Here is a 24348-nt window from a genome sequence, read left to right on the forward strand (position 1 = left end):
CGAGATTCACATTTACGATTTGACCCTTACTTATATATCAAGTCGAAGCGGTCCAGCTTCATCACTTTGTCCCAGGCCGCCACAAAATCTTCAATGAACTTCTCCTTTGCATCCGCACTGGCATACACTTCGGAGAGGGCTCGCAATTCGGAATTGGACCCAAAAATCAGATCTGCTCGAGTAGCCGTGTATTTGAGTTTTCCAGATGCTCTATCATATCCCTCAAACAGCTCTTTGTTTTCATCCACAGCTTTCCATTCGGTACTCATATCGAGCAAATTGACAAAAAAGTCATTGGATAGCTCGTCACTAGCATCGGTAAAAACCCCGTATTTCGAACCATCAAAATTGGCACTTAAGGACCTCATTCCTCCTAGCAGCACAGTCATTTCGGGTGCTGTGAGTGTGAGGAGCTGGGCTTTATCCAATAGCAATTCTTCTGTAGAAAGGGTGTAATTTTTCTTTTGGTAGTTTCTAAATCCATCCGCCATTGGCTCTAGCAGGTTAAACGACTCAACATCCGTTTGCTCCTGAAGTGCGTCCATTCTACCTGGCACAAACGGTACTGTCACCTGCACTCCGGCATTTGCTGCGGCCTTTTCTACCGCCGCATCGCCTCCCAGCACAATCAGATCTGCCAGTGATACTTTTTTGGCTCCAGATTGGGCATTGAAATCACGCTGGATTTGCTCATATACGCCAAGTACTTTTTGCAGTTGCTCGGGATTGTTTACCTCCCAGTCTTTTTGTGGTGCCAATCTGATGCGAGCGCCATTTGCTCCTCCGCGTCTGTCCGATCCTCTATAGGTAGAGGCTGAGCCCCACGCAGTAGTTACCAACTCCTGAATGCTCAGACCAGAATTTATTATGGTTGTTTTCAGTTTGGCAATATCCCTAATGGTAATCAGCTCATGGTCTACTGCAGGAATAGGATCTTGCCAGATCAGATCTTCGGTAGGGGCTTCTGGTCCGAGGTAGGTTGTTTTAGGTCCCATATCTCTATGGGTGAGCTTAAACCATGCCCTCGCAAAGGCATCGTTGAACAAGTCTGGGTTCTCATAAAACCTTCGAGAGATCTTTTCAAACTCAGGGTCGAATCGCAAAGAAAGATCAGTAGTAAACATCGCTGGAGCGTGCCATTTAGTATGATCAAAGGCATCAGGCACCTTCATTTTAGAGTTCTTTGCCACCCACTGATGGCCCCCTGCCGGACTTTCGGTCAGTTCCCACTCATTTTCGAATAGGCTAACAAAAAACAAATGGCTCCATCGGGTAGGTGTAGGTGTCCAGGTTACTTCCAAACCTGAAGTGATGGCATCTGCTCCTTTTCCGGACTTGTAGTCACTTTTCCACCCAAAACCCTGCTCTTCGATACCGGCTGCCTCCGGATCAGGACCTACATGAGAGGCTGGGCCTGCCCCATGTGCTTTGCCCAGGGTGTGTCCTCCAGCTATAAGAGCAACAGTCTCTTCGAGGTTCATTCCCATTCTACCAAAGGTGGCTTTGATGTCTTTAGCAGCCAACAGTGGGTCTGGCACTCCATTTGGTCCTTCTGGGTTTACATAGATCAACCCCATTTGTACAGCTGCCAGCGGAAGCTCCAATTCGCGATCACCTGAGTAGCGTTTCTCATCACTCAACCACTCTTTTTCTGCTCCCCAGTAAACATCTAGCTCTGGCTCCCAGGTGTCTTCCCGGCCTCCGGCAAAACCAAATGTTTTGAAGCCCATATCGTCCAATGCTACATTACCTGTGAGTACCATGAGGTCTGCCCAGGAGATTTTATTTCCATATTTCTGTTTGATCGGCCATATCAGTCTTCGAGCTTTATCCAGATTGGCATTGTCTGGCCAGCTATTCAGTGGCGCAAATCGCTGCTGCCCGGCACGTGAACCACCGCGCCCATCTGCAGTGCGATACGTACCCGCACTGTGCCAGGCCATACGGATAAAAAGTCCTCCATAATGGCCAAAATCTGCAGGCCACCAATCTTGAGACTCGGTGAGCAACTGCCGTATATCACTTTTCAGTGAGTCGTAGTTAAGGCTATTGAAAGCCTCTATGTAGTTGAAGTCCTCATCCATAGGGTTGGACAATGAGGAATGCTGTCTTAAAATACCGACGTTGAGCTGGTTTGGCCACCAGTCACTGTTTGCAGTAGCAGTATGGTTTGACCTACTCTTTTTAGTAGCACCTGACATGCCATCAGCATGGGAGGCCGAAGGGTCTGACTGACAGGATATCAGCAGAACAACCACCGAAACCAGTAAGCCTAGTGAAATGATCTTTCTCATAAGAATAACTATTAGTAATTGATTTTACGAATGCAATAATAGTATCTTATACATCTCGTTGTTCATTAGATTTCCTTATGCCCCAATAACTCAAAATAATGCTGACTTGACCTCTGAAGGATTGTCATTAAAAAATGTCCGGGATGGATACTCCTTTTTATATACCGCTACATGAAAAAGTATTTGAATTTTTCAGAAAATCACTCAACAATGCGGCCTCCAGGTCGTTAAACAACTAAACAACAATATGTTAAACCAAAAAGCAGACGTTATGAATTTAAGAATAAAAGGAAACTGGAATCAGATTAAAGGTGAGCTAAAAGAACGATACGGTGAGCTAACCGACGATGACCTGAAAATGGCTGAAGGAAAAGCCGATGAGCTACTAGGCATCCTTCAGGAGAAGACAGGAAAATCTAAAGATCAGCTCGAAGAAGAGCTGCAAGAGATAGAATCTAAACATCTATAAACTGAACAACCCCAAATAAAAATAGCGCCTTAGTGGCGCTATTTTTTTTATGTTCTCCGCTACCTTAAAACAGCCTTACAGGGAAACAATTGCAGTTTTTTTTAGTCTAGTAATGCATGGAGTCATTGATGAATATAGACACAGAAGAGTTTCATATCATATGGCACGTACTACTGGCATCCGTTCTTACGATGCTCGTAGGGCTAGAAAGGGAAAAGGCCAACAAGGCCGCAGGGATCAGAACCAATATGATCGTTGGCGGGTTTACGTGTCTTACTGTATTGCTCATCAATCCGATGATCGATTTTTTACAACTTCAGAACAGCCTGGATGTAGTGGAAACAGACCCCATTCGAGTGCTACAGGCTATCGTCATCGGCATTAGTTTCATAGGAGCTGGGACCATTATCAAATCTCGAGGTGAAAAAGAAGTAAGAGGCATCACTACCGCAGCAACTCTCTTGTATTCGGTAGGAATTGGAATCTGCGTAGCAATAGATTTTTTAGCTACAGCGATAGCGCTAACCACGCTAATCTTTGTCATCAATTACCTCCTCAATGTATTTACCAAAAAGTACACCTCCTTAAAATAATTGCAATTGATCCTTTTTAGGTATTGATCCTTGTTGGGGGATTGGGCAATTTTAAGGTTACTCACCAATCTATAGCCCTATGAAATGCCTTGCTCCCCTCCTGTTGCTGATAGCTACTACCAGCTTTTCACAGTTTGTCTATGAGGACTTCCAGCGCGGTATCAGCCGGCTAGACGAAAAGTCCTACGTGATGCATCCCTGGTTTATTTATACTGGTCCCTCCATTGACTGGCAACCAGGTGAAGGTGAACGAGCAATCATAGAGGCGAAAATCGCTCATACTTTTACGCTGGCTCATAGCCACTATAAACACGCAGATCTCGCCCGTGACCGGCACTGGCGGCTATCGATCCCAGGAAGTGTAAATTTCCGACTATCCAATGATGGTAAAAAGCTCACCTCACCGTCCACCCCACCAAGCAACAAAATTGGTCTTCGCTATGACCTGGGATGGACCAAAAACAACAACCGAATAGACTTCTTTCGGGCAGATGTCATGCACTACAGCAATGGACAGGGTGAATCTGGCTATGACGAAGACCTGGGAAGGTATAGCTATGCTGATGGAGATTTTAGCACCAACTACGTGCGGCTTTCGTTTGGGTCTACACGCTTTCGAAATAACCGGCGCCAAACGATCGATTCGGCACTGGTAAAGCAGGAAGCGCTGCCTATGCTCCAGGCGGAGCAGTTTCTCCAGCGTACTTTTTATACCAGCTGGCTCCTCTACCTACAGCGCGATGGACATGGACCGCTTCCGGTGCTGGACTACCTCCCTGATGATGGCAACTATGGACACTGGCGTGTGGGCCTATCGCTCTACCGAGCCAGCTTGCTAAGCGAAATCTTTAAAGCCCCATTGATTTCGTATCGGCTAGATGCAGCTATCATCCTGAATGAACTAGAAAACGAGGACGTGTCACATGTACAAGCCACCGGCAGACTGGTCTATCATCCCTGGGGAGCTCCATGGGGTGTGATGCTCTTTGGGCATGTGGGCCGTGACTACCTCAACATTCGCTATACGATCAAAGGAGCGATTATCGGGCTGGGGTTACATCTGGATTTGTGAGCTGTATAAACTGGCATAAGTTCATCCTAATACGATAAGCTCCTGCCTGAATTCGGCAGGAGCTTTCCAAGATTCACACAGGTATGCTCTGATTATTGCTTAAGGAACTTAAAGGTTTCTTGCGTGTCAGGACCACTAAATCGCACCATATAAAAGCCACGAGCAAGCGATTGCATATCGCAAGTAATAACGTTTGCACCTTTCTCTAATAGGTAAGTCTCGGTGTATAGAGTGGCACCGCTCAGATTGACCACTTCCATGCGTACCTCACCTGATTGGGCGGCTAGCAACTGAACCGTCACAAAATCATACCCCGGGTTCGGATACAATTCTGAAGGCGTAGTTTGACCCATACTGCCGATTTCTTCCTCCTTATCGGCAATTCTAGCTTGCGCATTTTCCTCGGCAATTTCCTCCAATCGCAGCTGATCCATTTGGCGATAATTTAAAGCCCGATCGTAGACTTTAAAGCCTTCTACTTTCCATAGCAAATCCATCCTGTGAGCATATCCAAATCCAAATTCGTTGCACATAGAAAGGTCTTGCCCTCCCATATAGAGCAGTTCGGTATTGCCTCCATATCCAAGATCACCCCATTGAGCACTTCCCTCCCCTTCTGGGTATACTTTGATTCTTATTATATCCTCTTTCACAGAATAAACCACCTTCTGCCAACCATTCTGAAAGACCTCAGGGTTCCAAAGACTCATTTGCCACCCTCTAGCAGGGTGGCTATAGTCGATATACCTTCCCAATACCATCTTACTACCCCGTTGATTAATACTGGCCAGATCAGTCTGAGCGCCCGATTGATACCATTTGATGATTGGCACATCATGCTCTGAAGCAGCAGCTGAACTGGTATGATACCAGAAAGAAACAGTATAACCTGCTCCAGAAGGATCAAATATCTCATTGATTACCGATTGGGCATTGGGAAAAGTAATGTGCCCCTGTCCGGTGAAAGTCAAAGATGCATTTGGATTTCCGCTGCGTCCATAATCCCGGTTTACGTAGCCTATTGCTTCATCGGAAAAATCATTAGATAACAAACCAGCAAATGTCGCTACCGAATTGCCGGAACTTAGTATCTCCAATTCCGCACTAACCTGTGGACGCAAGAAAATGCTATCTACTACCGTACCTCCATTTTTTGTATTGTAAAAACTAAATTTCAGATCTTTCTTATCCGACTCGTTATATTGAATAACGTCTAGCTTGATGGCTCCCTTAGCCTCATCATAGTGAACTGCATTTCCACTTACCAGTAGAGAAGGCTTCAAAAGTTTAGCATCAGGAAAACCTCCCAGACCATTGACCAGATACAAGACACCATCTTTCCAATTGCGCTCATAGTAGTGGTCATCACCAGCAATTACCGCATCTATACCCATCTCCGCCCAGTTCCACTTGCTCAAAGTAAGCGCAGTACCTCTAGCTCCCGGATCGGAAGAGTGTGGACTGGTATGTAAATACACTATTTTGAACAAAGCAGTTGAATTACTAGCTTCCTGAAGCAACCATTGGTGCTGCTGAGCCAGCAAATCATAATTCACAGAATCACAATGTGGATACGCCCCTGGGCAACCATCTACATATTTAGGCTCCACAGTATTGAGGGCAAAGAAATGAATAGAATCACTCTGTCCTATGTTATAAGTGAAATCATAATACCGGCTACTGTTAGAAGAATTCTTCATCGATATAGCTGGGTGCTGATTGACTTCTTTATGCTTGAAATACGACTCCCAGATAATGATCTCCCCGTCATAGTCATGATTTCCAGGCACCGGGTAAAACCTATTATAAGGAGGTGCTGAGGAGTTTCTGTAGTTCGAATTGACATTCTGAGTCTCCAGTGTGGTCCCTTGATAGTCCGTATATGTATTGTATGGATAGATATAATCCGCGTAGTATCTCCCCACATCATCATCCATTGTATTGGTGGGGCATGCCGGAAAATCCCGAGCACCACCGTAGTGATTGTCTCCACTGGTAAGTATCACTGATGGGTTCCACCCTTTCACCAGTGAGGATACAGCCAATGCGGAATCTCCCTCGCAACCATAATCTGATATATGTGCAAGTGTACTGAGCGTAGTGTAAGTCTGAGCGGAAAGCGAAGAGACACCTGCCAACCATACAACTAGTAGTATTAAAGATTTACTGAATTGTCTCATTTTATTCCTTGATTTTAATCGCTAGAAAAGTGGCCAAATGCCTGTAAGGCATCTCTGCCTTTTTGCCATGAAATTGCTCCAGGTGTGTCTGGTCAATACCCTGAGGAACAGTCCCGGCTGTAATATTAGGCGAAGCTGGAAACTTAATATTTGGTAAGCTGCCTACCGAGGTAAGCATTGCCGCCGATTTACCTGAGTCCATCAGGATGACGTCATCGCAGTTATAATGATTTACTAAAAGTTTTGCCGCTTGATGAACTCCCAATCCCTTTTGTAAGCCATGATGCGCTGATTGTACCGCCTGTACCGTGACAATGTACATTTCAGTAGGACCTTGATGATTGTACTTAAGCCCAACAACCGTCCGCATTTTTACCTTTTGATCATTGTTAAATTTCTGTGTGATATTGTTGTAGGATATTTCTACTCCCCCGGTGGCAATCTGATAGCCTGAGACCGCTTGTAGCACTTTGACTCCATCGTAATGCCTACGGATCACACCCGTTGTTGCATCCAGGTAGTTTCCATGCGTAATAGTGTGCGGGCTTACTATTTCGATTTCCCCATTTTCAAGAAACATCATGGCATCAAAGCGACCGTCATAGTATGAATCAGGAATACATTCGCCGTTTGCATCCTTAATGCAGGCTCCAGAAGATCGACCTGATGGATCGTAACTCTCATAAACATAGGATACCTCAACACCATTGCTAATGGACAAGCCATATATATCCGTACACGGTAACCAGAATTCTGGTCGTTCACGAGCACTTTGGCTCCCTGTCCAGCCATTGGTAGCCCAATAGTTCGAATTCAAGTAAATGTCATAACCGGGATATATCTCAGACCACTCCGCAATTGTTCGATGCGGGAACACAAACTTTGCCTGCATAGGCGCGTTCTTTAGATCCACAAGGGTGGATGTATCATAAAGCTGTTGACACGTCAAACCTTCAGCAGTGGTGTAGTTATACCCATTGTAAAACTTATAGGATACCGAATCTTTAGTAACCCCCGCTGGTAAATAGGTGATGTTGCTCGAGGGACTTGAGGTTAATTCTGGCAACTTCGTCATACCTACTTTTATGGGGTCAGTCTTCACGGGGTGGTTTCTCGTGTCAGGCACAAAGAACTCCACTTTACTGACATCCGGTATGTGAAGAGCTATTCCCTCAAAGTCAGTCAGGTTTTCCGTTTCTGTCACCGTATTCGGGTCAGGGTAGCTACCCGATCCTGAAGGCACTGGAAAAACGGTCAGGTAATCCGGAAAGGCCACCCTTTTAATGACTTGCTCCGACTCATCCCGCATGTTTGCTGCGTTCAAATAATCCAGCAATAAGTCAGGCCTATCATGAATGACATAGGTAGGTTTGGCAGTATTAAATACCCAGTCCAAACTTCCTCGTCCATCATTAAAAAAATTAGGTTTCTGATGAGCCTGATAATTGGGGTTATGATAATATTCCCTTACCGTTGTTTCACACGAGTTATTGGTATTCAACACCCCGTTTGGCTGATCAGCAGTAAAGATAAACACCCCTAACCTCACGCCTTGATCCTGAAGCCACTGCAGCAACCCTGACTCTACAAGAGGATCGCTATTTACTTTAAAGTGAGTTTCTACGGCTTTGATACGTCCAGCCTTAATGTCATTGTGCCACTGTACCTTGAAGCTATGGAAACAATTAGTACCCTCATAGCCATATTGACCTCCAGAGGATCCGCTTCCGCCAGATGACGACCCATCGCCGGAGCCTGGCCCTCCGGAGCCTCCTCCCGACGAACCGCTACCGGAGCCTCCTCCTGTGGAAGAGCCACCATAGCATTGAGACCAAAAACCATCTCCATACAAAACGGGTGTATAATTCACATTGGCGAAACTTAAAGTATCGCTCACCTGATGCATTAGCTGCGTAATCTTATAATGATCTGCAGACCCTTTAAAAATTACGGTCTTTAACAAATCCTTTTGAACAACCAACTCCAGGCATTGCTTGAAAGCATTGTCCCAGTCTGTCTGTGTATCCTTGATATCCAAACTGATTAGTGCTTTGTTTCCAAGCTGGTCCAGAAGCTGCTCAAGTGAATTGATATTGTACTGGGTGACCGCCCCAAAACGATCATAGGTAGGCTGCCCCATCAAGTAGGAAGCGGTGCGGGTTTTGATGTTATCATCTTTTTGCCCTGTGTTAGGATCTACAATGCATGGATCGTGTAGCAGCATAGGAACACCATCCATAGAGGTGCGAATATCCACTTCCAGCATGTCTGCTCCCAGTACTAAGGCACGTCTGCACGCCTCCACTGTATTTTCTGACACACCGGCCTCCGCCCAATATCCTCTATGAGCAGCTACCAAACTATAGTTAGGATAGTCGCCTCTATTGTTGAACTTGTCCAACGCACGCTGTTGGTCCAGGGAAGGAGCAAGGTGCACATGATACCCTCCAGGTAATGCTATATCCTCAATATCCGACAACTCTACATCCTTCACCCGTACTTTAATTAGCACTGAGAGCGTTTGACCTTTAAATGACGACCCTCGCCCTAGAATATCCATTAAGTAATTCTCATAGTCATCAGAGAAATGATACCTGTTTTTTATAAACCTATCTTCACATACATCTCCATTCAGCAAGGCTGCGGCCTTTTGCCACCAGGTACATCGGTCCCACAATTCTTCTACGTATAAACGATATCTTTGAGCATGAAATTCCCCGGAATCTCCATCGCCATAATATTCCATTCCATAGAAAAAAGCGACACTTTCACCTGCCGTTTGCAAGACATCATTGGCATACATATCAACTCGCACACGACCATTTCCAGACCATGTTCCTTTAATACCTTTTACCGTCTTATTTAGTCTATACAAATCCCTTACCTTGATCTCGCGCTCAAACTCATAAACGCGCTCATTGGCAAAAAGAGCTGCCGAAATGAACTGAACGGTTATAATTATTAAATAAGCCCTACTTCTCACCGCTTCTCATTTTTAATAATTCAATTTCCAACGCTTGAATGGCCTTCTGCTGCTCTATGGTGTACAACGTAAGTTCTTCTATTTTCTGCATCATGATTACATTCATCTCATGAACGGTGTAACCATTGGCTTTTACCTCCTGGGCTGATGGAACGTTCGGCAGGTGTCCTTTTTGATTAATATAGCTCTCTACATCCTCAAGGCTTTCTAGCTTATAATCCTCTTCAAATACAAAATCAGCCCATTCATGAGGGTCTGCAAGTGCAAAATCCCTACTCACAATCCCTTCGCTTACCCACATAGAAAAGGTATCATTAGCATTCAACGTAAACGAGGTATCCTGTAGCGATCTCGAATATTGGATATAAGCACTATCCCCTACAAAGACCTTTTTCTGACCCGCAGAAACATGAAAAACCTGCCCTAAACCATCAGATGCCTCTACATGAAAACTCCCTTTTACGTGAAGCGGTACAATGGGGTCTGATGTACCTACGCCAAGGTTACCTCTTTTGAGTACCATATCTACAGCACCACCACCTGCATCTAGCGAGGTATCACTGTGATAGCCGTCTCTATACCAGGCAAAGTTGTTGGATCGGAAATAGGTAGTCTGGCTGTCCTGAAAACCTATACCGTAATCATCGTTATTCAGGTTGATCAACTGCCCATAACCTTCTCCAAAGTACATCTCTCCGCTGGTCAGCGTTAAGCCATCTCTACCAATCATATGTCCATTAACATCCAAATGAGCACCAGGACTCAACGTACCAATCCCCAACCTGCCCTGATGTGACAACATCATTTTTATTTCTCCAGCAGTTGTAGTGGTTCTATCCTTCACAAAGTGTAAGTCACCGTCGTAGTTTTGAAGTAGCGCAAAAGAGCCTACACCGAGCTGCTGGAAACTAATGCCCACGTCGCCCTGGCCATCACGTGTTAAGGAGGTTACTATTCCATTCGCTGGATTAGCATCATGTACTTGAAACTGTGAAACAGGCGTGGTGATATCCCCAATGGCTACATCACCTGTTGCCGTGATCCGCATGTGCCTTTGTCCGGGAGAGTCTCTGTACAGGTTATTTCTAAACTCTATACCTCCTATGGATGGATGCAAAATACCATAGGAACTATATGCTTCTTGTGTAAATGAAATCCCCAAATCACCCTGTCCTTGTCGCGTAAAGGATCCCACTATTCCATTTTTGGAAGATGGGTCTGCTTCATGCACATGAAATCTCGTCCAGGGTGTAGCACGGCCAATTGAGAGATCCCCATCTTTCAATACCATATCCAAAAAACCACCCCCAGGGTTAAATTCGGTTTGGTTATGCGTGCCTCCACGGTACCAGGCAAAATTGTAGTCCGACCGGAAGTATTGTGTATGGTTTTGAACTCCTATCCCGTAGTTGGTTTGCCAGAAATTTATCTTTTGACCTCCACTCAGATCAAAATATAAATAGCCGGTATTTGGGGTCTGTGCAAATGTGGTTTGACTCCATAAAAACAAGCAAAGTATAAGCCACCCTATCCCAAAGGGTCGCTGAATGGGTAAAAGGTTGATAGTGTTTTTCATAGTATCGTTAATTGATGGTTATGTTTTTGATATAAAGTGTTTGTCCCTGACTGTCTAGAAACTTGATCGTGAGCAAGTCTTTGCTAATAGTCAGCAGACCAAAATTTCGCTGCTGAATGTGAGACCCGGGGAGTCGATAAACATTTATATCGTCCCGTGTATTTACATTGGCAGTGAGTGGTGACGAGGCAAATTCATAAAGTTGATTACCATTGGGCAAAGCCATAGAACTGACCTCCGAAAAGTGCTTATCACCTGTGAGAAAAATAACGTTGTTAATGCCGTTTGCTTCCAGCTCATCCAGGAGCCATTGGCGCTCTTCCGCATAGTTGACGATGTAGTTTTGACTCAGCGGATTATCCATAGAAGACAAAAAGAGTCCACCCATCACCACTACTTTTACCTTTGCTTCGCTAAAAGCCAGGGCGTCTACCAACCACTCTCTTTGCACTTCTCCCAGTACTGTCCGGTTGCCAGAAGACCGCTTCTGAGGCGAACGAAAAGAACGATTGTCTGTAAGAAAAAAGTCTACATCACCCCAGCTAAATGCTGTAGCTATTCCTCCTACTGCTGGATGTGACGGTGGGTTGGCCCAAAAGTGGTTGAACCATTTCAATGCGATTTCTTTGCCCACAAAGCTGCGATCAGAATCGTTTGGTCCATAGTCGTGATCATCCCAAATCGCATAATGTGCTGTGTTGGCCAGTAGTGCCTGCATCTCTGGAAGCTGACGGGTGTGACTGTAACGGTACGCAAAGCCTTCTTCAGTACTCCAGTCTTGCGGACGTAAATAAATGTTATCCCCCAACCAAAACATCAGCTGAGGACCTTGCTCAGCGATTGCTTCGAATAGCTCATATTCTCCCCCTTTGTATCGTCTGTCAGTCGTAGAGTCATTGATGTACACACAGCTACCAAATGCAATTTTCAATGGATCTGCTCCTGAGTAGCCGGCAGGTGGAGGTGTTTGAAATGAACCCGACGAAAGTACCTGACTTGCAACCAACACATCATACTCATACCTGGTGTTAGGCACCAACCCACCTAGTTGTATTTGTGCGGTAAAGGCCTTAGAAGCCAACGAGGTAGAAGGCAGACTGACCAGCTCAGAATGTGAGGCATTAACCGGTCGGTAGCGACACGTAAAGGTGCCTGACACGTCAGATTGGATCCATATCGTGGCGGTTCGCTCCGTTACATGCCCTACCATTGGTCCAGCTGTCAGCTTTTGTCCTTTGGCAAAATGTAAGGAAGCCATCAAAAGGCATACACTAATTAGGATCCTCATTTGATATAGGATAAGAGCAACTGTGGTCTATCTGTCTGAATAATGTTGACGTGGCTATCCCTAAGCCAGCCCCAGGCTGCCCCAGGGTCGGTTAGGGCCAGGTCATCATCGCGTCCTGCGCACAGCTCTGGCCAGAGCGCATTGACCCATACTCGGGCTCCTGTCTGTCGCAAATCGGGAAAAAGTCCAATCACTTCTGAAGTGTCCGCTGAAAAAATGAATTCATAGGCAGGAGGTGAAAGGTGCCTTTGAAAGTTTTCCAAACTCTGCCTTGCCCCAGTTTTATCCAGTGAGATTACTGGCATATAGATGATTTCGTCTAAGTACTCACCTAGATCACGTCGAACAGCGTCCAACGGATGCCAGCCTTTCATGATGACATGGTCTACCGTGCCTGTCTTCTCCAGGATGGTATATGCCTCTGGAAAATAGTCATAACATTTGTCCAGATTCACCATGGCACGTCCTTTCACTAGTGTCATCGCTTCTTCTAATGTGGGGATTTTCCATTTGGTAAGTCTACCCAAGCCATTTTTTAGGTGCAAGTGCTGCAATTCTGACCAGTATCTATCGGAGACATTACCCTTACCGTTAGTGGTACGATCCAGCGTTTGGTCATGCATTAGTACCAGCTGACCATCTTTGGTTCTTCTGATGTCTATCTCAATGATATCCACACCGGCTTTTATCGCTGCCTCCAGGGCTGGAAGGGAATTTTCGGGAGCGCTTCTCCAAAGCCCACGATGGGCCACTACTAGTACCTCGTCACTATTGGCATTAAAAAACGCGTCTCGAATAGAATGAACATTTTTCTGCGGTGCTACTTGCTCCGACGAACTACAGGCGCATAGCACTGCCAGTCCAAAAATCAATAGACTTTTGAGTTTCATGTATTTTTCGGTCCAGTGATGGAGGCCATCTCTTAAGCTACACTTGACTAGCCGTCAACGATGACCTCCTTTTCACTATGAGAAAATTAACCTTACAATCCTGATCTTTTTAAGTTTCGACCTCTGGTAGGCCATGCAGAGTCAGCCAAGCCTGACGCTGACACCTGAAGTCCATATACATTGCCGCTGTAATCCTGAAAATAAATATTTCCTTCATCTGTAAGTGCCGGAGAAGTCCAAATGGCCTGATCCCAACGCTCAGCAGGGTCATCTGTAGCTACCTTGTAAGTAAACTTAATGCTACCATCCTCCTTGAATGCATACAGATTGCCATCGTTGAAAGTAACGTAAATGGTACCATCAGCCCCTACTGTAGGTGTGCCAAGCACATCGCTTTGAAAGGATGGCTCTTCGGAATCTGGCGCAAAATCATGTTTCCATTTCTCTGTTCCATCAGCACCGATAGCATAGAAAATAGCTGCGCTGGTCAAGCCACCTCTTTTAGTTCCAGTATAGATGGTACCATCTGTACCCAAAACTGCACCTCCAAGAAACGGGTTGTTGTCAGCTGTAGTGAACGTCCATTTTGCTGTTCCGTTGGTATTTACTGCATGAAATACCCCGGCATCATCACCAAAATAAACCACTCCCGCATCATCCAGAATTGGAGATGCATTGAGCGTGGCCCCAGCATCATACGTCCACTTTGAGGTACCATCAGCTTTGAGGGCATACAGCTTGCCGTCCTGAGAGGCCAGGTAAATAGTACCATCCTTAGCCAGAGCTACATCTGTCCTGATTTTTCCACCAGTTTCGAAAGTCCAGACATTTGAGCCAGATGAGGAGATCGCATGGAGCTTGTTATCATCTGCACCCTGATAGATTGTACCATCACTTCCTATGACTGGCGAAGCATTAAAAATAGATGCCTCGAACGGATATTCCCATGACTTACTTCCACTACTTGTGAGTGCATAAAGCTTGCTATCCTGCGCCGGTACGTAAATGGTACCATCTGCGCCTACTGCCGCATGTGACCGTACTTTACCACCAGTGGCAAAAGTCCATTTGACTGAGCCATCCTCTGGGTTGACGGCATAAACATTGAAATCTTGTGAACCAAAGTATAATGTACCATCAGCGCCTACAGCCGGAGCTGAGGGTGATATACTAGCTGTTCCTATTTGTGCAGTCCACAACTCTTTAAAGGAAGTAACGGAGATCTCTAATGAATAATGAGCAGTAGCTTCCTTATCATCTGATACTGTGAGGCTGACAGTATAGTCACCAGCCTCTGCATAGGTATGCGTTGGGTTTTGTTCGGCAGAAGTATTGCCATCACCAAAATCCCAGGCCCAGCTAGTGATTTCTCCATCATTGTCTCCTGACTGATCAGTAAAAGCAATCTCGTCACCCACGGTAGCGGCAGTTGGAGCTGCAGCAAATAGCGCAACGGGTAGTTCGTTTTCCTTTTCGGGCTCATCCTCAGAACAAGCAGATAAAAGACACAGTCCTAGCAAGAGTACTGCAAGTGAAGTGTAATAATTCATGATTTGATTTTTGAAGTTTAATAATTAGAAATTGATGCGTTTTAATAATTTTTTCGCTGTGTGAAGCGGCCTTCACTGAGGTCCACTTCTGTAGCGGGTATTGGAAAATACTCGTGTTTCTTTTCGAATATGGCCGATTCCATGTAGGGCCTTCTGGTTTTCTCCACACGGAGGTATTCGTTCATGACATCCTTAGCAATACCCCACCTTACCAGATCAAAAAAGCGGTGCCCTTCCATAGCAAATTCAAGGCGCCTTTCGGTTCTGAGTGCCCAAATAGCCTCCTCGTAGCTGGCAAAGGAGTCGTCATAGGTGGAAATCGCATAGGGTGCGGCCGGGCTTGAGTCCATTGCAGTCACTACAGGGGCATTTTTAGCCCGCTCTCTTACCAGGTTTATATATGCTCTACCGCCATTCAGGTCCCCTTGCTCTATGAGTACCTCGGCCTTCATCAGGTAGACGTCCGCAAATCTTAAGATGCAGTAGTTTTCGCTATTGGTATAGTAAGGAATGTCCATCACCTGATTACCTGATGGAGAGTAAAGCTGCTTTTTTCCCGCAAAGGGCCCATAGGTGCTTACCCCCCTCGTCCACGACTCCTCATAGATTCCCGCATCCAAAAACGGAATGCCTGGTCTGCCCACAGTATGATCTAGCCGAGGGTCTACGGGAGTAGTGAGCGAAACATTGGAGCGATTGAAATCTATTACAGGCAATCCGTCCGCATTCGTTTTAAAGGCATTTACCAGGTTTTGTGAAGGCTTATGAAACCCGTACACCCGGGGATACGGCCCTCCAAGTCCGCTGAGTCGATCCCCTACATTGCCATCCCAGCCATAGGTAGCGCCCACGTCAGGAGTAGACGAAGGCAACGTAGGATCTAAAGAATGCTGAACAGAAAATATACACTCTGGGCAAAACTCCGCACCATTTTCATTGATGTTTAAAAGAAATATTTGCTCAAAATCTGACATGAGATGATGCTGTCCGGGGTTGGCGATCACTTCATCTAAAGCTGCATCGGCAGCTGCCCATTCTTGCTGAAACAAATGTGATTTTGCCAGGTATGCATTGGCCACCACGCTGGTCATACGCCCTACGTCTGCCTGGACTGCAGGTAAATGCTGCGCACCAAATCGAAAATCTGCCTCAATCTTATCCCATAGTTGATCAGAAGTATAAGCTGTATTGGTGACCTTTTTTAGATCTGCCACAGACATAGTCTCATCTATATAGGCTATCTGATCAAATACCTTCTTTAGCTCAAAATAGTAATGCCCCCTTAGCACTCTCACTTCAGCTAGTCTCAAGTTCTTTTTGCTTTCTGACCAATGTGGAAAATTACTAATGATATTGATGGCACGATTGGCTCTGGAAATGCCCTCATAGCATGCCTCCCATTTGACTAACACCGCCTGTACACTGGCATCTGCCTGAAATACTTCGAGCTGATGGACATCACTACCGTCAGATATCCCACTACTCCCTTTGTATGCATCGTCAGACACCACGTCTCCATATACCCAGTTTGAAGGCCCACTTCTATGGGCATTGGTGATTTGATTGTATTGTCCATTGAGCATACTATACACACCAATAACCACTCCCTCCACGGCATCTTCGGAGGTTTCAAATACATTTTCACTGAGCTCACCTTTGGGACTTACCTCTAAAAAATCCTCACATGCCCCGAGCATAAGCCCTACAAGTGTGAGTAAGAAAAATTGATTTTTCATTTTGTTGAATGCTAGATTTCTAAATTGAGACCGATAATGAACATGCGTGCATTTGGATAAATCCCCCGGTCTATACCTATGTCCAGATTATTCTGTTGTCCATCGGCCTGCAGTACGCTGATCTCCGGGTCTACTCCCTGATACTTCGTCATGGTGAACAGGTTTTGAGCCTGCACATACACCTTACAGCTTGTCTCTTTAATGCGTGGTAGCTGATAGCTGGCCTGAATATTTTTTAATCGAAAGTAAGAGCCGTCTTCTATGAAGTAGGTAGAGGGGCGCAGTTCATTGTTGATATCTACAGCTGCTACCATTGGTACGGAAGCATCAGTATTTGTGGGAGACCAGGCATCCAATACGCGACTATGGCGATTGCCCAGGTCATAAAAGAAATCGGTGTAATAGCGGGTAAAGTTGTAAATATCAACTCCAAAAACACCTTGTCCCAAGACCTTAAGATCAAACCTTTTATATTGAAAATACAGATTTACACCCCCGATTAGCTCAGGATGTGGACTACCTATAAACGTACGATCCCTGTCATCTATAATCCCATTTTCGTCCAAATCTCTATACCTAATACGACCTATGCCCGCCCCTTCTTGCTGTGCATGTGACTGTACCTCCGGCTGTGACCCAAAGATGCCATCTGCTATGTGTCCATAAAACTGAGCAATGGGCTGTCCCACTTGCGTCACTGCCAAAGTGAGGTCACGAGAAAAGGTGGTATTGACCGGACCTGTGAGCTGCACCACGTCATCAGCTAGTTTCTTCACCTCATTTCTAATCACACTCATATTGACAGACGCTCCAAATGCAATATCGTCCTCAATCGCCTGGTCATAGCCCAGTACAATTTCTAACCCGTGGTTAAACATTTCTCCAATGTTCACAAAAGGAGCATTGGCCTGACCTTCAATGGCGAGTGTGGGACGCTGAATCAAGATATCTTTCGTAACCTTCTGGAAATAGTCGAAAGAAGCACTCAGCCCGAAATCGGTGGCTAAATCAACCCCAAAATTGGTCTGTGTGGTTGTCTCCCATTTCACATCTTCATTACCAACTCTCGTTGGCTTAAACCCAATTTGAGCTTTATCATTGGAGCCGTCTATAGCGTAGTAGGTATCCCAGGCGTCAGCAGAATAGGTGGAGAAGTAGCTAAAATCTCCTATTTCCTGATTCCCGCTTTGTCCCCAGGATGCTCTCAGCTTCAATTCTTGCAGCCATTCGAAGCTTTTCAAAAAAGACTCCTGAGAGACCCTCCAACCTGCAGAAAATGCTGGAAAATGAGCAAATCTGTTGTCAGGACTAAATCGGGAAGACCCATCCCGCCGTACAGTAGCTGAGAACAAGTATTTATCGTTATAACTGTAATCTAACCTGCTAAAAAAAGACAAAAGCGCCCATTCACTACCTCCACTAAAATTGGAGCTTTGGCCACTTCCATTGTTTAGCTGTATATAGTCGATATCATCGGACACAAAACCGGTACTTGCTCCTCCCGAAAAATTGGCCTGGTAGCGTATCGCTTCAGTACCTGCCAGTGCGGAGAAAAAGTGTTCACCAATGTTTCTTTTATAAAGTAAGGTGTTACTGGAAACGAATTGTGCTATTCGTTCATCTCGCTGCAAAAACGAGGTTTCGCCCCGCTCCGTAATGCCCATATGGTATTCCGGATCATAATTTTTGGTATTTCGAGCAATCAGGTCCAAACCAAATCGTGATTTTACAAACAAGCCATCCGCCAACTCATATTCAGCATACATGCTACCAAATGCACGTAGTGTACTTAGTCGATCGTCCTGATCTAAGTAATTTAGTGCTACCGGATTCACCGCTCCCTGAATCCCACTTACAGGCCCGGCAAAATTCCCTTCCAGATCTCTCACCGGCACGATGGGATTCATTCTATAGGCATGAATGATACGAGATCCCGTAGCCTGATTTGTAGGCGCTGACTGCTGAGTGACACTGCTGAGTGAAAGGTTTTCACCAATTGTCAATTTACCTAATGTTGCAGATGTATTCAACTGCACATTGTACCTGGCAAAGTTTGTATGCTGCATGATTCCGGACTGCCGGAGATGAGATACCGATAGGTAATTACTAAGTTTTGCAGACGTATTTTGAACAGACACGGCATAGTGCTGGACACTCCCCGGGTCAAAAAGTTCTTCAAACCAATCAGTACCGGACGTATTGGCGGGCACAATGCCTTCACTATCCAGAAACTCTGGGATCACTGGCGATGCACCATTTCCAAATAGATCATTGGATGGCGCCACGCCAGAATTGAGCTGTGCAGCCCATAGCAGGTCTGCATACTCCTGTGTATTGAGCATGGTAGGTAAATTGGTAGGCATCATAACACCTCCGTAAACATTGGCTGATATTTTGGCTGCCTCACCTCCTCCAGATTTGGTAGTGATTACAACCACCCCATTGGCTGCCCTGGAGCCATAGATAGCTGTGGCTGCTGCATCCTTTAGTACCTGAACACTTTCTACATCATTGAGATTAAACTGATTGAGACCACTTTTGGTCGGTACTCCATCCACGATGTACAGTGGGTTATTGTCTCCTACTGTGGCAAATCCTCTAATACGCACTACAGCCTCTGCTCCGGGAGCACCTGTACTACTCACCTGCACGCCGGGCACTTGCCCCTGCAGTGCCTGATCCAGCCCTGCTACTGGCAAACTTTTGATCTGTGATTCATCTACTATGGAAATAGCGCCAATGATGTCCCGGGTTTTGGCAGATGTATACCCGACCACCACCACGGCCTCCAGGTCTTCAGTTTTAGGTTTTAGTATGATTTCGTATTCGGTCACTCCAATTTTGATGGGAAGTGATATGGTCTGGTACCCCACCGAAGAAATCACCAGCATATCAGAAGAATCAGGCACGTTCAAGGAAAATGCACCATGAATGTCGGTAATGGTTCCTATGCTCTTATTGGCGAGTTTTATGGTAGCACCAATCAATGGCTCTCTGGTTTCACCATCCAGCACCACCCCTCCAATTTGGAAATCACTGGGGATCTCAATAACTGCCGGTTGGTCATCTGATTGTTTGCGCGAGATGTAGATGGCATTGTTGATTCTGCGAAACCGGAGGTTATGTGATTTGCTCAACTTTAGCAGAATAGTGCGCAAGTCGGACTCTGGAAAAATATGAATCTTGCCAGTGTGTCTTTTCAGCACTTGCTTACTATAAAAAAAACTAAAATCAGATGTAGCCTCAATCTGGCTGAGTACTTCCTCTACAGTGGAGTACCGGGCCACAGAGACTTTTACCTCTTCTAGCGACTGCCCTGAAAGTGTACCGGCTAGCAACAACTGACAAGCAAGTAGCTGGGCTAAAAAAATATAAACGAAAGTCCTGGATAAACGCACAAATAGGTCAATTAGCTCCCTTTGCATATCTTTGTATTGAAGTTTAATAATTCTGATCATGTACCCATGATCATGTTTTATGAAGGGTTTGAAGCTGTTGGAGCAGCGTCAAGCCCTTTTTTTATTCACAAGCACTCCCGCTTAAAATGATTCGTCCATCGTCCTTTTTGATAAGCTGAAGTCCTGGCAGTGCATATTGTAGTCCTTGAATCACATTGGTGAAGGGTTCATTTTCAAAGCGCCCCATCAGCAAACAATCTCCAATAGCTCCACGAACCTCAATATTCACATCATAAAACTCGCCAATAAGCTGTACCCCCTCACTTAAAGACAAATCGCGTAAATCCACAATGCCTGAACTCCATCCGACATACTGCGCAATGTTGATGTCTGCTTGTTTTTCCCAGCTTCCTTTTTGGTTGGTCACCAATTCATTGGGATGCAGGATAAATTTCGCCGACTGGTTATGTACGGCTACTTTACCAGTTTTCACAGCTACGGTGAAATGATCATTTGCATAAGCCTTTACATTAAAGCTTGTCCCCAGGACACGAGTGATTCCCTGTGTGGTGTGTACTTCGAAAGGCCTTTGCTCATCACGCGACACTTCAAAAAAAGCCTCCCCTGTCAGTTTGACTATTCGTTTACCTTCAAATTTTTCAGGAAACTCGATTTTACTGCTGCGGTTGAGAATCACCTCTGATCCATCTGGCAAAGCAACTTTACTCCGGTGAGAGGAATCTGTACTGGCCACCTGCCAGTTGGGTGTCGCTTGCCACTGTACGTGATACAAGAGTACCCCTATAGCACTCACCAATACAAGCATAGCGGCTATCTTCCAAACATTGTGGAAGGGTTTTGCATCCTCACGCAGGATGCGATTTAGCTGCTGCTCCTTCACCAACTGAAGGTTGGAGGCATCTGAGTCCTTGTTTTGCTGCTCCAGACGCTGACAGATCTCCTCATAAAGAGACCGCTCACCTGGTGAGCAGTTACCTGACTCATACTTTCTTGCCAGAAGTTTAAATTCTTCTTGATTCATTGAAATTCTATTCGGCTTTATAGAGAAGTACCGAAAAGAAGTAGGGTCAGGTACACGAAAATTAAACTTTACCTATGCGTAATATTCAGATAACATGAAGCAACGCCCAAAGCAGGCTAACTGTTGCTTTTAGCTTTTTTAGGGCACGTTTAATCTGTGTTTCTACAGTATGCTCTGAGAGGTTGAGTTTTTCAGCAATCTGCCTGGTAGAAAGGTGCTGCTCACGGCTCATCTTAAATATTTCTTTGCAACGCTCTGGAAGTGCCTCAATAGATGCCCCTAGTCGTAACTCCAGCTCCTTCCCATACAGCTCCTCTTCGATACTGTCTGGCACCGCATACTCCTTTAGAACCTCTAAAGTTTCTTGTGGAAACTTCATTCGATCTATGTGTTTAGCTGCCTGATACCTAAGCGCTTGAAACAGATAAGCACTTACGTTTTCGATAAATACTGTTCCCCGTCTTTCCCACAAGTCCATGAAGACGTTTTGGGTCAAATCAGCCGCAGCAGCTTCATCACGCAAGATACCAAAGGCTCGTCTGTACAGTCGGTCCCAGTAGCGGTTAAAAAGCTCTTTAAATGCCACCGAATTGCTAGAAGCTATCAGTGGTATCAGTGCCTCATCGGATACATTTTTCATCTTAGGCATGCGCGAAATTCAATTCTTTCTTAAAAGAATAGAACTACCAGATGATCGAGAAAAAAAACGTATTATGTTAGTCTTAATAAAATTCAGGTCCTCTACAATCAACATGCATTCGAAATCAATTAATTTGATAATCCAACAACCTGAATTGGAATTCGTCTCGGGTGAAATTTTCGAGTTTTCCATTACCACCGAATGCCTGTGCACCACTATACAGGCCTAAGCCAACTACGGCTATGCTTAGCTCTCCCACGTAATTTGCCTCTGGGTCTTCTTTCACCATTTTCTGGATACCGAATGCTACTCCCGCTCCCGCCACCACCAATCCAATCGCTTTCATTGCCAACACGGAATTACTGGGCCTCAAATAGCTTATTCGGACAATATTTTCCACATCCAACTGCTTACCCTGTACCAATAAATGATCAGCACGCACCACAACAGGAGCAATGTAATCATATTGTTCATCACTTACCTGTAGGATCCATTTCGGATTAAGCTGCTTATATCGTGAGCTTTTCTCCAGATACAAAAACCCGGTATGCTGACCAAATGACCCAAGTGAAGACAAAGCAAAAAATAGAACGACCAGTACTCGCAAATTCATCATTGGGCTAATTTAGCGATCACCAACGTTTGCCTTTAGGTTTCTTCTTTTTATTGGCGTGTTTTTTCTCCATTTTTCGGCGCCAGGAACCTCCCTGATTGGTTTTTTTATTCTTTTCTTTCTTTTCATGAAACGCCGGTCCGGGACCTTCGGGCAGCTTGTGCTTCCCCGTATTAATTTCCTTTCGCTTAGGCTTCTCTTCGGGGGTGAGTTGTGGGTTGATCTCTACTTCCTCAGGAAACTCCAACTCCGGAATTTCATAATTCATTAGTTTTTCGATCGCCTGCTTGTGCGGCTCTTCCTTTTCGGTATAAAACAAGATGGTTTTACCAGCCTCTTCTGCCCTACCTGTCCTTCCGATCCTGTGCATGTAGTTTTCCGGATAGGCAGGTGTATCAAAGTTGATCACGTGGGTGACCTTCTCCATATCGAGCCCTCGAGCCATCACGTCGGTGGCTATCAGCACCCGTTTCTTTCCTTCATCAAACTGCTTCACCGATCGCAATCGGTAATTTTGGCTTTTATTAGAGTGAACGATGCACAGTTCATTACCCCACATCGGCTCAAGCTGTTCAAATAGCCGATCAGCTGACTTTTTATTGCTAAGGAAAACCAGCACCTTTGAAAACGTCTCCTTGTCGCGAATGAGATGTTCCAGCAAGTTGACTTTCGTGTAGAAATTGCGCACCTGATAGCAAGACTGCTCGATGTTTTCCAGCCGGGTACCACTTACAGCGATGGATATTTTCTGTGGATTGGCGAAGAAGTCTTCGATCATAGTCTCCACCTCCTCTGTCATAGTAGCTGAAAACAGTAGGTTTTGCCGACGCTCAGGAAGCAACTCCAATATGTTGGTAAGCTGAAACCTGAACCCCAGGTCCAACATAACATCTACTTCATCAATTACGAATTTGCGGACATCTTTCAGTGCAAGCGACCGATCAATCACCAGGTCATACAAGCGCCCCGGAGTGGCCACGAGAACGTCCATCCCCTCTTGCACCATAGCCGCCTGAGTGCTCAGTGTAGTACCACCGTATACGCCCATTACACGAACATTCATGTATTTGGCAAAAGCCTGCACCTGTTCTACTACCTGTACCACAAGCTCTCGGGTAGGCACCAGTACCAGCACCCGCGGGTTGAGCTGCTCAGAGAAAGATAAATCCCGCAGGATGGGAAGCATATATGCCAGGGTTTTCCCCGTACCCGTCTGGGCTATACCTACCATATCTTTTCCTGAAAGGATTACCGAAAAGGCTTGCTCCTGAATAGGTGTAGGGCGCTCAAAGCCCAAATCGGCCAGGGCGTTGCGTAATGGGGTAGTCAGCTTAAAATCTTCAAATACCGGCATAGTGCTCGTGGGTTTGCTGCAAAAGTAGCTATTTTTCTACCCCTTACGCTTCAATATCACGGCAGAAAGTAAAGCCACGACCAGCCCAATGGGAAAAATCTCCAAAAAGGTAAAAGCCATCATCACCAGCGGGTTTTTATACATTTCCACCCACTGCGTCATCTCTTCCTGCTTCACTGCCAGGTCTGCTTCGGACATGCCCTCAGCACGATACTGCTCCAGCTGATAGGCCGAATATTGCTCAGGAAAATCCGCCATAAAATTGGGATAGTAGATCATCCAGCCAATCACATAGATCACAGATGCCACCAATACGATCCAAAAGCCGGTCATGAATGCCTGCTTAAAGGTAATTACACCTCCCAGGTGTTTATCGCGATGGTTTTTCACCCCCACAAATACAGTGGATAGCGCCAGCGCCATGGAAATATAGCCGAGCACTTCTAACTGAGAATAATCCTTATTGGATCCATCCCCCATGATCACTTGGGTCACTACCCAACTCAACATCATAATGGCTCCTGCTATGGCACCATATTTCAATGAAAATTTAAAGCGATTCATATTCCATTTCCTTTTTTGGTTTCCTGTAAAAAGTAGGCTCTAGCACCTACGATAACTACCCCAATAAACGGCAAAATTCTGCTAAAACCGCTCACCCGAACGGGTG

At 45.5% G+C, this 24348-nt stretch carries 17 protein-coding genes; 3 read left to right on the forward strand and 14 right to left on the reverse strand.

What is annotated here, in order from left to right; all coding sequences use genetic code 11:
- Positions 1–26: 26 nt before the first annotated feature.
- Positions 27–2201 (reverse strand): catalase/peroxidase HPI, encoded by a 2175-nt coding sequence (gene katG, locus C7460_RS14545; protein WP_394340427.1) that lies wholly within the window; start codon positions 2199–2201, stop codon positions 27–29.
- Between the two features lie 364 nt (positions 2202–2565).
- On the opposite strand from katG, the gene C7460_RS14550 reads away from it, so the two are divergent.
- From C7460_RS14550 to C7460_RS14560, 3 genes are all read left to right on the forward strand, one after another.
- Entirely contained in the window at positions 2566–2763 is a 198-nt protein-coding gene (locus C7460_RS14550) for a CsbD family protein (protein WP_115868969.1), read from the forward strand.
- A 128-nt stretch (positions 2764–2891) separates the two neighbouring features.
- Entirely contained in the window at positions 2892–3356 is a 465-nt protein-coding gene (locus C7460_RS14555; protein ID WP_115868849.1) for an MgtC/SapB family protein, read from the forward strand.
- 79 nt (positions 3357–3435) lie between these two features.
- Positions 3436–4428, forward strand: a complete 993-nt coding sequence (locus C7460_RS14560) for a hypothetical protein (RefSeq protein ID WP_115868850.1) — start codon at positions 3436–3438, stop codon at positions 4426–4428.
- A gap of 92 nt (positions 4429–4520) precedes the next feature.
- Here the strand turns inward: C7460_RS14560 and C7460_RS14565 are convergent, their stop codons facing one another.
- From C7460_RS14565 to C7460_RS14625, 13 genes are all read right to left on the reverse strand, one after another.
- Positions 4521–6608 (reverse strand): T9SS type A sorting domain-containing protein, encoded by a 2088-nt coding sequence (locus C7460_RS14565; RefSeq protein WP_115868851.1) that lies wholly within the window; start codon positions 6606–6608, stop codon positions 4521–4523.
- A 1-nt stretch (position 6609) separates the two neighbouring features.
- A complete protein-coding gene (locus C7460_RS14570; RefSeq protein WP_115868852.1) occupies positions 6610–9591 on the reverse strand; it encodes a glycerophosphodiester phosphodiesterase family protein in 2982 nt (993 codons plus the stop codon).
- Positions 9581–11167, reverse strand: a complete 1587-nt coding sequence (locus C7460_RS14575; RefSeq protein WP_115868853.1) for a hypothetical protein — start codon at positions 11165–11167, stop codon at positions 9581–9583. The genes C7460_RS14570 and C7460_RS14575 overlap by 11 nt, the downstream gene beginning before the upstream one ends.
- Before the next feature lie 7 nt (positions 11168–11174).
- Positions 11175–12455, reverse strand: a complete 1281-nt coding sequence (locus C7460_RS14580) for an alkaline phosphatase D family protein (RefSeq protein ID WP_115868854.1) — start codon at positions 12453–12455, stop codon at positions 11175–11177.
- Entirely contained in the window at positions 12452–13345 is an 894-nt protein-coding gene (locus C7460_RS14585; protein WP_115868855.1) for a glycerophosphodiester phosphodiesterase family protein, read from the reverse strand. Before C7460_RS14585 ends, C7460_RS14580 begins: the two co-directional genes overlap by 4 nt.
- A 92-nt stretch (positions 13346–13437) precedes the next feature.
- Positions 13438–14895 carry an outer membrane protein assembly factor BamB family protein gene (locus C7460_RS14590; protein WP_115868856.1) on the reverse strand — a complete coding sequence of 486 codons (1458 nt, stop codon included), beginning with the start codon at positions 14893–14895 and terminating at the stop codon, positions 13438–13440.
- 41 nt (positions 14896–14936) lie between these two features.
- On the reverse strand, positions 14937–16631 hold the full coding sequence (locus tag C7460_RS14595; RefSeq protein WP_221409533.1) for a RagB/SusD family nutrient uptake outer membrane protein: 1695 nt from the start codon (positions 16629–16631) through the stop codon (positions 14937–14939).
- 11 nt (positions 16632–16642) lie between these two features.
- Positions 16643–20056, reverse strand: a complete 3414-nt coding sequence (locus C7460_RS14600; protein ID WP_221409534.1) for a SusC/RagA family TonB-linked outer membrane protein — start codon at positions 20054–20056, stop codon at positions 16643–16645.
- 94 nt (positions 20057–20150) lie between these two features.
- Positions 20151–21071: a FecR family protein gene (locus C7460_RS14605; RefSeq protein ID WP_115868858.1), complete on the reverse strand. Its 921-nt coding sequence runs from the start codon at positions 21069–21071 to the stop codon at positions 20151–20153.
- Between the two features lie 85 nt (positions 21072–21156).
- Entirely contained in the window at positions 21157–21711 is a 555-nt protein-coding gene (locus C7460_RS14610; protein WP_221409535.1) for an RNA polymerase sigma-70 factor, read from the reverse strand.
- A 124-nt stretch (positions 21712–21835) separates the two neighbouring features.
- A complete protein-coding gene (locus C7460_RS14615) occupies positions 21836–22327 on the reverse strand; it encodes a hypothetical protein (protein WP_115868860.1) in 492 nt (163 codons plus the stop codon).
- A gap of 16 nt (positions 22328–22343) precedes the next feature.
- Entirely contained in the window at positions 22344–23678 is a 1335-nt protein-coding gene (locus tag C7460_RS14620) for a DEAD/DEAH box helicase (RefSeq protein ID WP_115868861.1), read from the reverse strand.
- Positions 23679–23714: 36 nt separating this feature from the next.
- A complete protein-coding gene (locus C7460_RS14625; protein ID WP_115868862.1) occupies positions 23715–24242 on the reverse strand; it encodes a DUF4199 domain-containing protein in 528 nt (175 codons plus the stop codon).
- Positions 24243–24348: the final 106 nt, after the last annotated feature.

Origin of the sequence: Marinoscillum furvescens DSM 4134, assembly GCF_003386095.1 — a bacterium.
GTDB classification, from domain to species: Bacteria; Bacteroidota; Bacteroidia; order Cytophagales; family Cyclobacteriaceae; genus Marinoscillum; species Marinoscillum furvescens.

What these genes read in the sequence shown, in the direction of transcription:
- katG (WP_394340427.1), bottom strand. Translation starts at nt 2,201, where the DNA reads ATGTCAGGTGCTACTAAAAAGAGTAGGTCAAACCATACTGCTACTGCA.
- C7460_RS14550 (WP_115868969.1), top strand. Translation starts at nt 2,566, where the DNA reads ATGAATTTAAGAATAAAAGGAAACTGGAATCAGATTAAAGGTGAGCTA.
- C7460_RS14555 (WP_115868849.1), top strand. Translation starts at nt 2,892, where the DNA reads ATGAATATAGACACAGAAGAGTTTCATATCATATGGCACGTACTACTG.
- C7460_RS14560 (WP_115868850.1), top strand. Translation starts at nt 3,436, where the DNA reads ATGAAATGCCTTGCTCCCCTCCTGTTGCTGATAGCTACTACCAGCTTT.
- C7460_RS14565 (WP_115868851.1), bottom strand. Translation starts at nt 6,608, where the DNA reads ATGAGACAATTCAGTAAATCTTTAATACTACTAGTTGTATGGTTGGCA.
- C7460_RS14575 (WP_115868853.1), bottom strand. Translation starts at nt 11,167, where the DNA reads ATGAAAAACACTATCAACCTTTTACCCATTCAGCGACCCTTTGGGATA.
- C7460_RS14580 (WP_115868854.1), bottom strand. Translation starts at nt 12,455, where the DNA reads ATGAGGATCCTAATTAGTGTATGCCTTTTGATGGCTTCCTTACATTTT.
- C7460_RS14585 (WP_115868855.1), bottom strand. Translation starts at nt 13,345, where the DNA reads ATGAAACTCAAAAGTCTATTGATTTTTGGACTGGCAGTGCTATGCGCC.
- C7460_RS14590 (WP_115868856.1), bottom strand. Translation starts at nt 14,895, where the DNA reads ATGAATTATTACACTTCACTTGCAGTACTCTTGCTAGGACTGTGTCTT.
- C7460_RS14595 (WP_221409533.1), bottom strand. Translation starts at nt 16,631, where the DNA reads ATGAAAAATCAATTTTTCTTACTCACACTTGTAGGGCTTATGCTCGGG.
- C7460_RS14600 (WP_221409534.1), bottom strand. Translation starts at nt 20,056, where the DNA reads ATGCAAAGGGAGCTAATTGACCTATTTGTGCGTTTATCCAGGACTTTC.
- C7460_RS14605 (WP_115868858.1), bottom strand. Translation starts at nt 21,071, where the DNA reads ATGAATCAAGAAGAATTTAAACTTCTGGCAAGAAAGTATGAGTCAGGT.
- C7460_RS14610 (WP_221409535.1), bottom strand. Translation starts at nt 21,711, where the DNA reads ATGAAAAATGTATCCGATGAGGCACTGATACCACTGATAGCTTCTAGC.
- C7460_RS14615 (WP_115868860.1), bottom strand. Translation starts at nt 22,327, where the DNA reads ATGATGAATTTGCGAGTACTGGTCGTTCTATTTTTTGCTTTGTCTTCA.
- C7460_RS14620 (WP_115868861.1), bottom strand. Translation starts at nt 23,678, where the DNA reads ATGCCGGTATTTGAAGATTTTAAGCTGACTACCCCATTACGCAACGCC.
- C7460_RS14625 (WP_115868862.1), bottom strand. Translation starts at nt 24,242, where the DNA reads ATGAATCGCTTTAAATTTTCATTGAAATATGGTGCCATAGCAGGAGCC.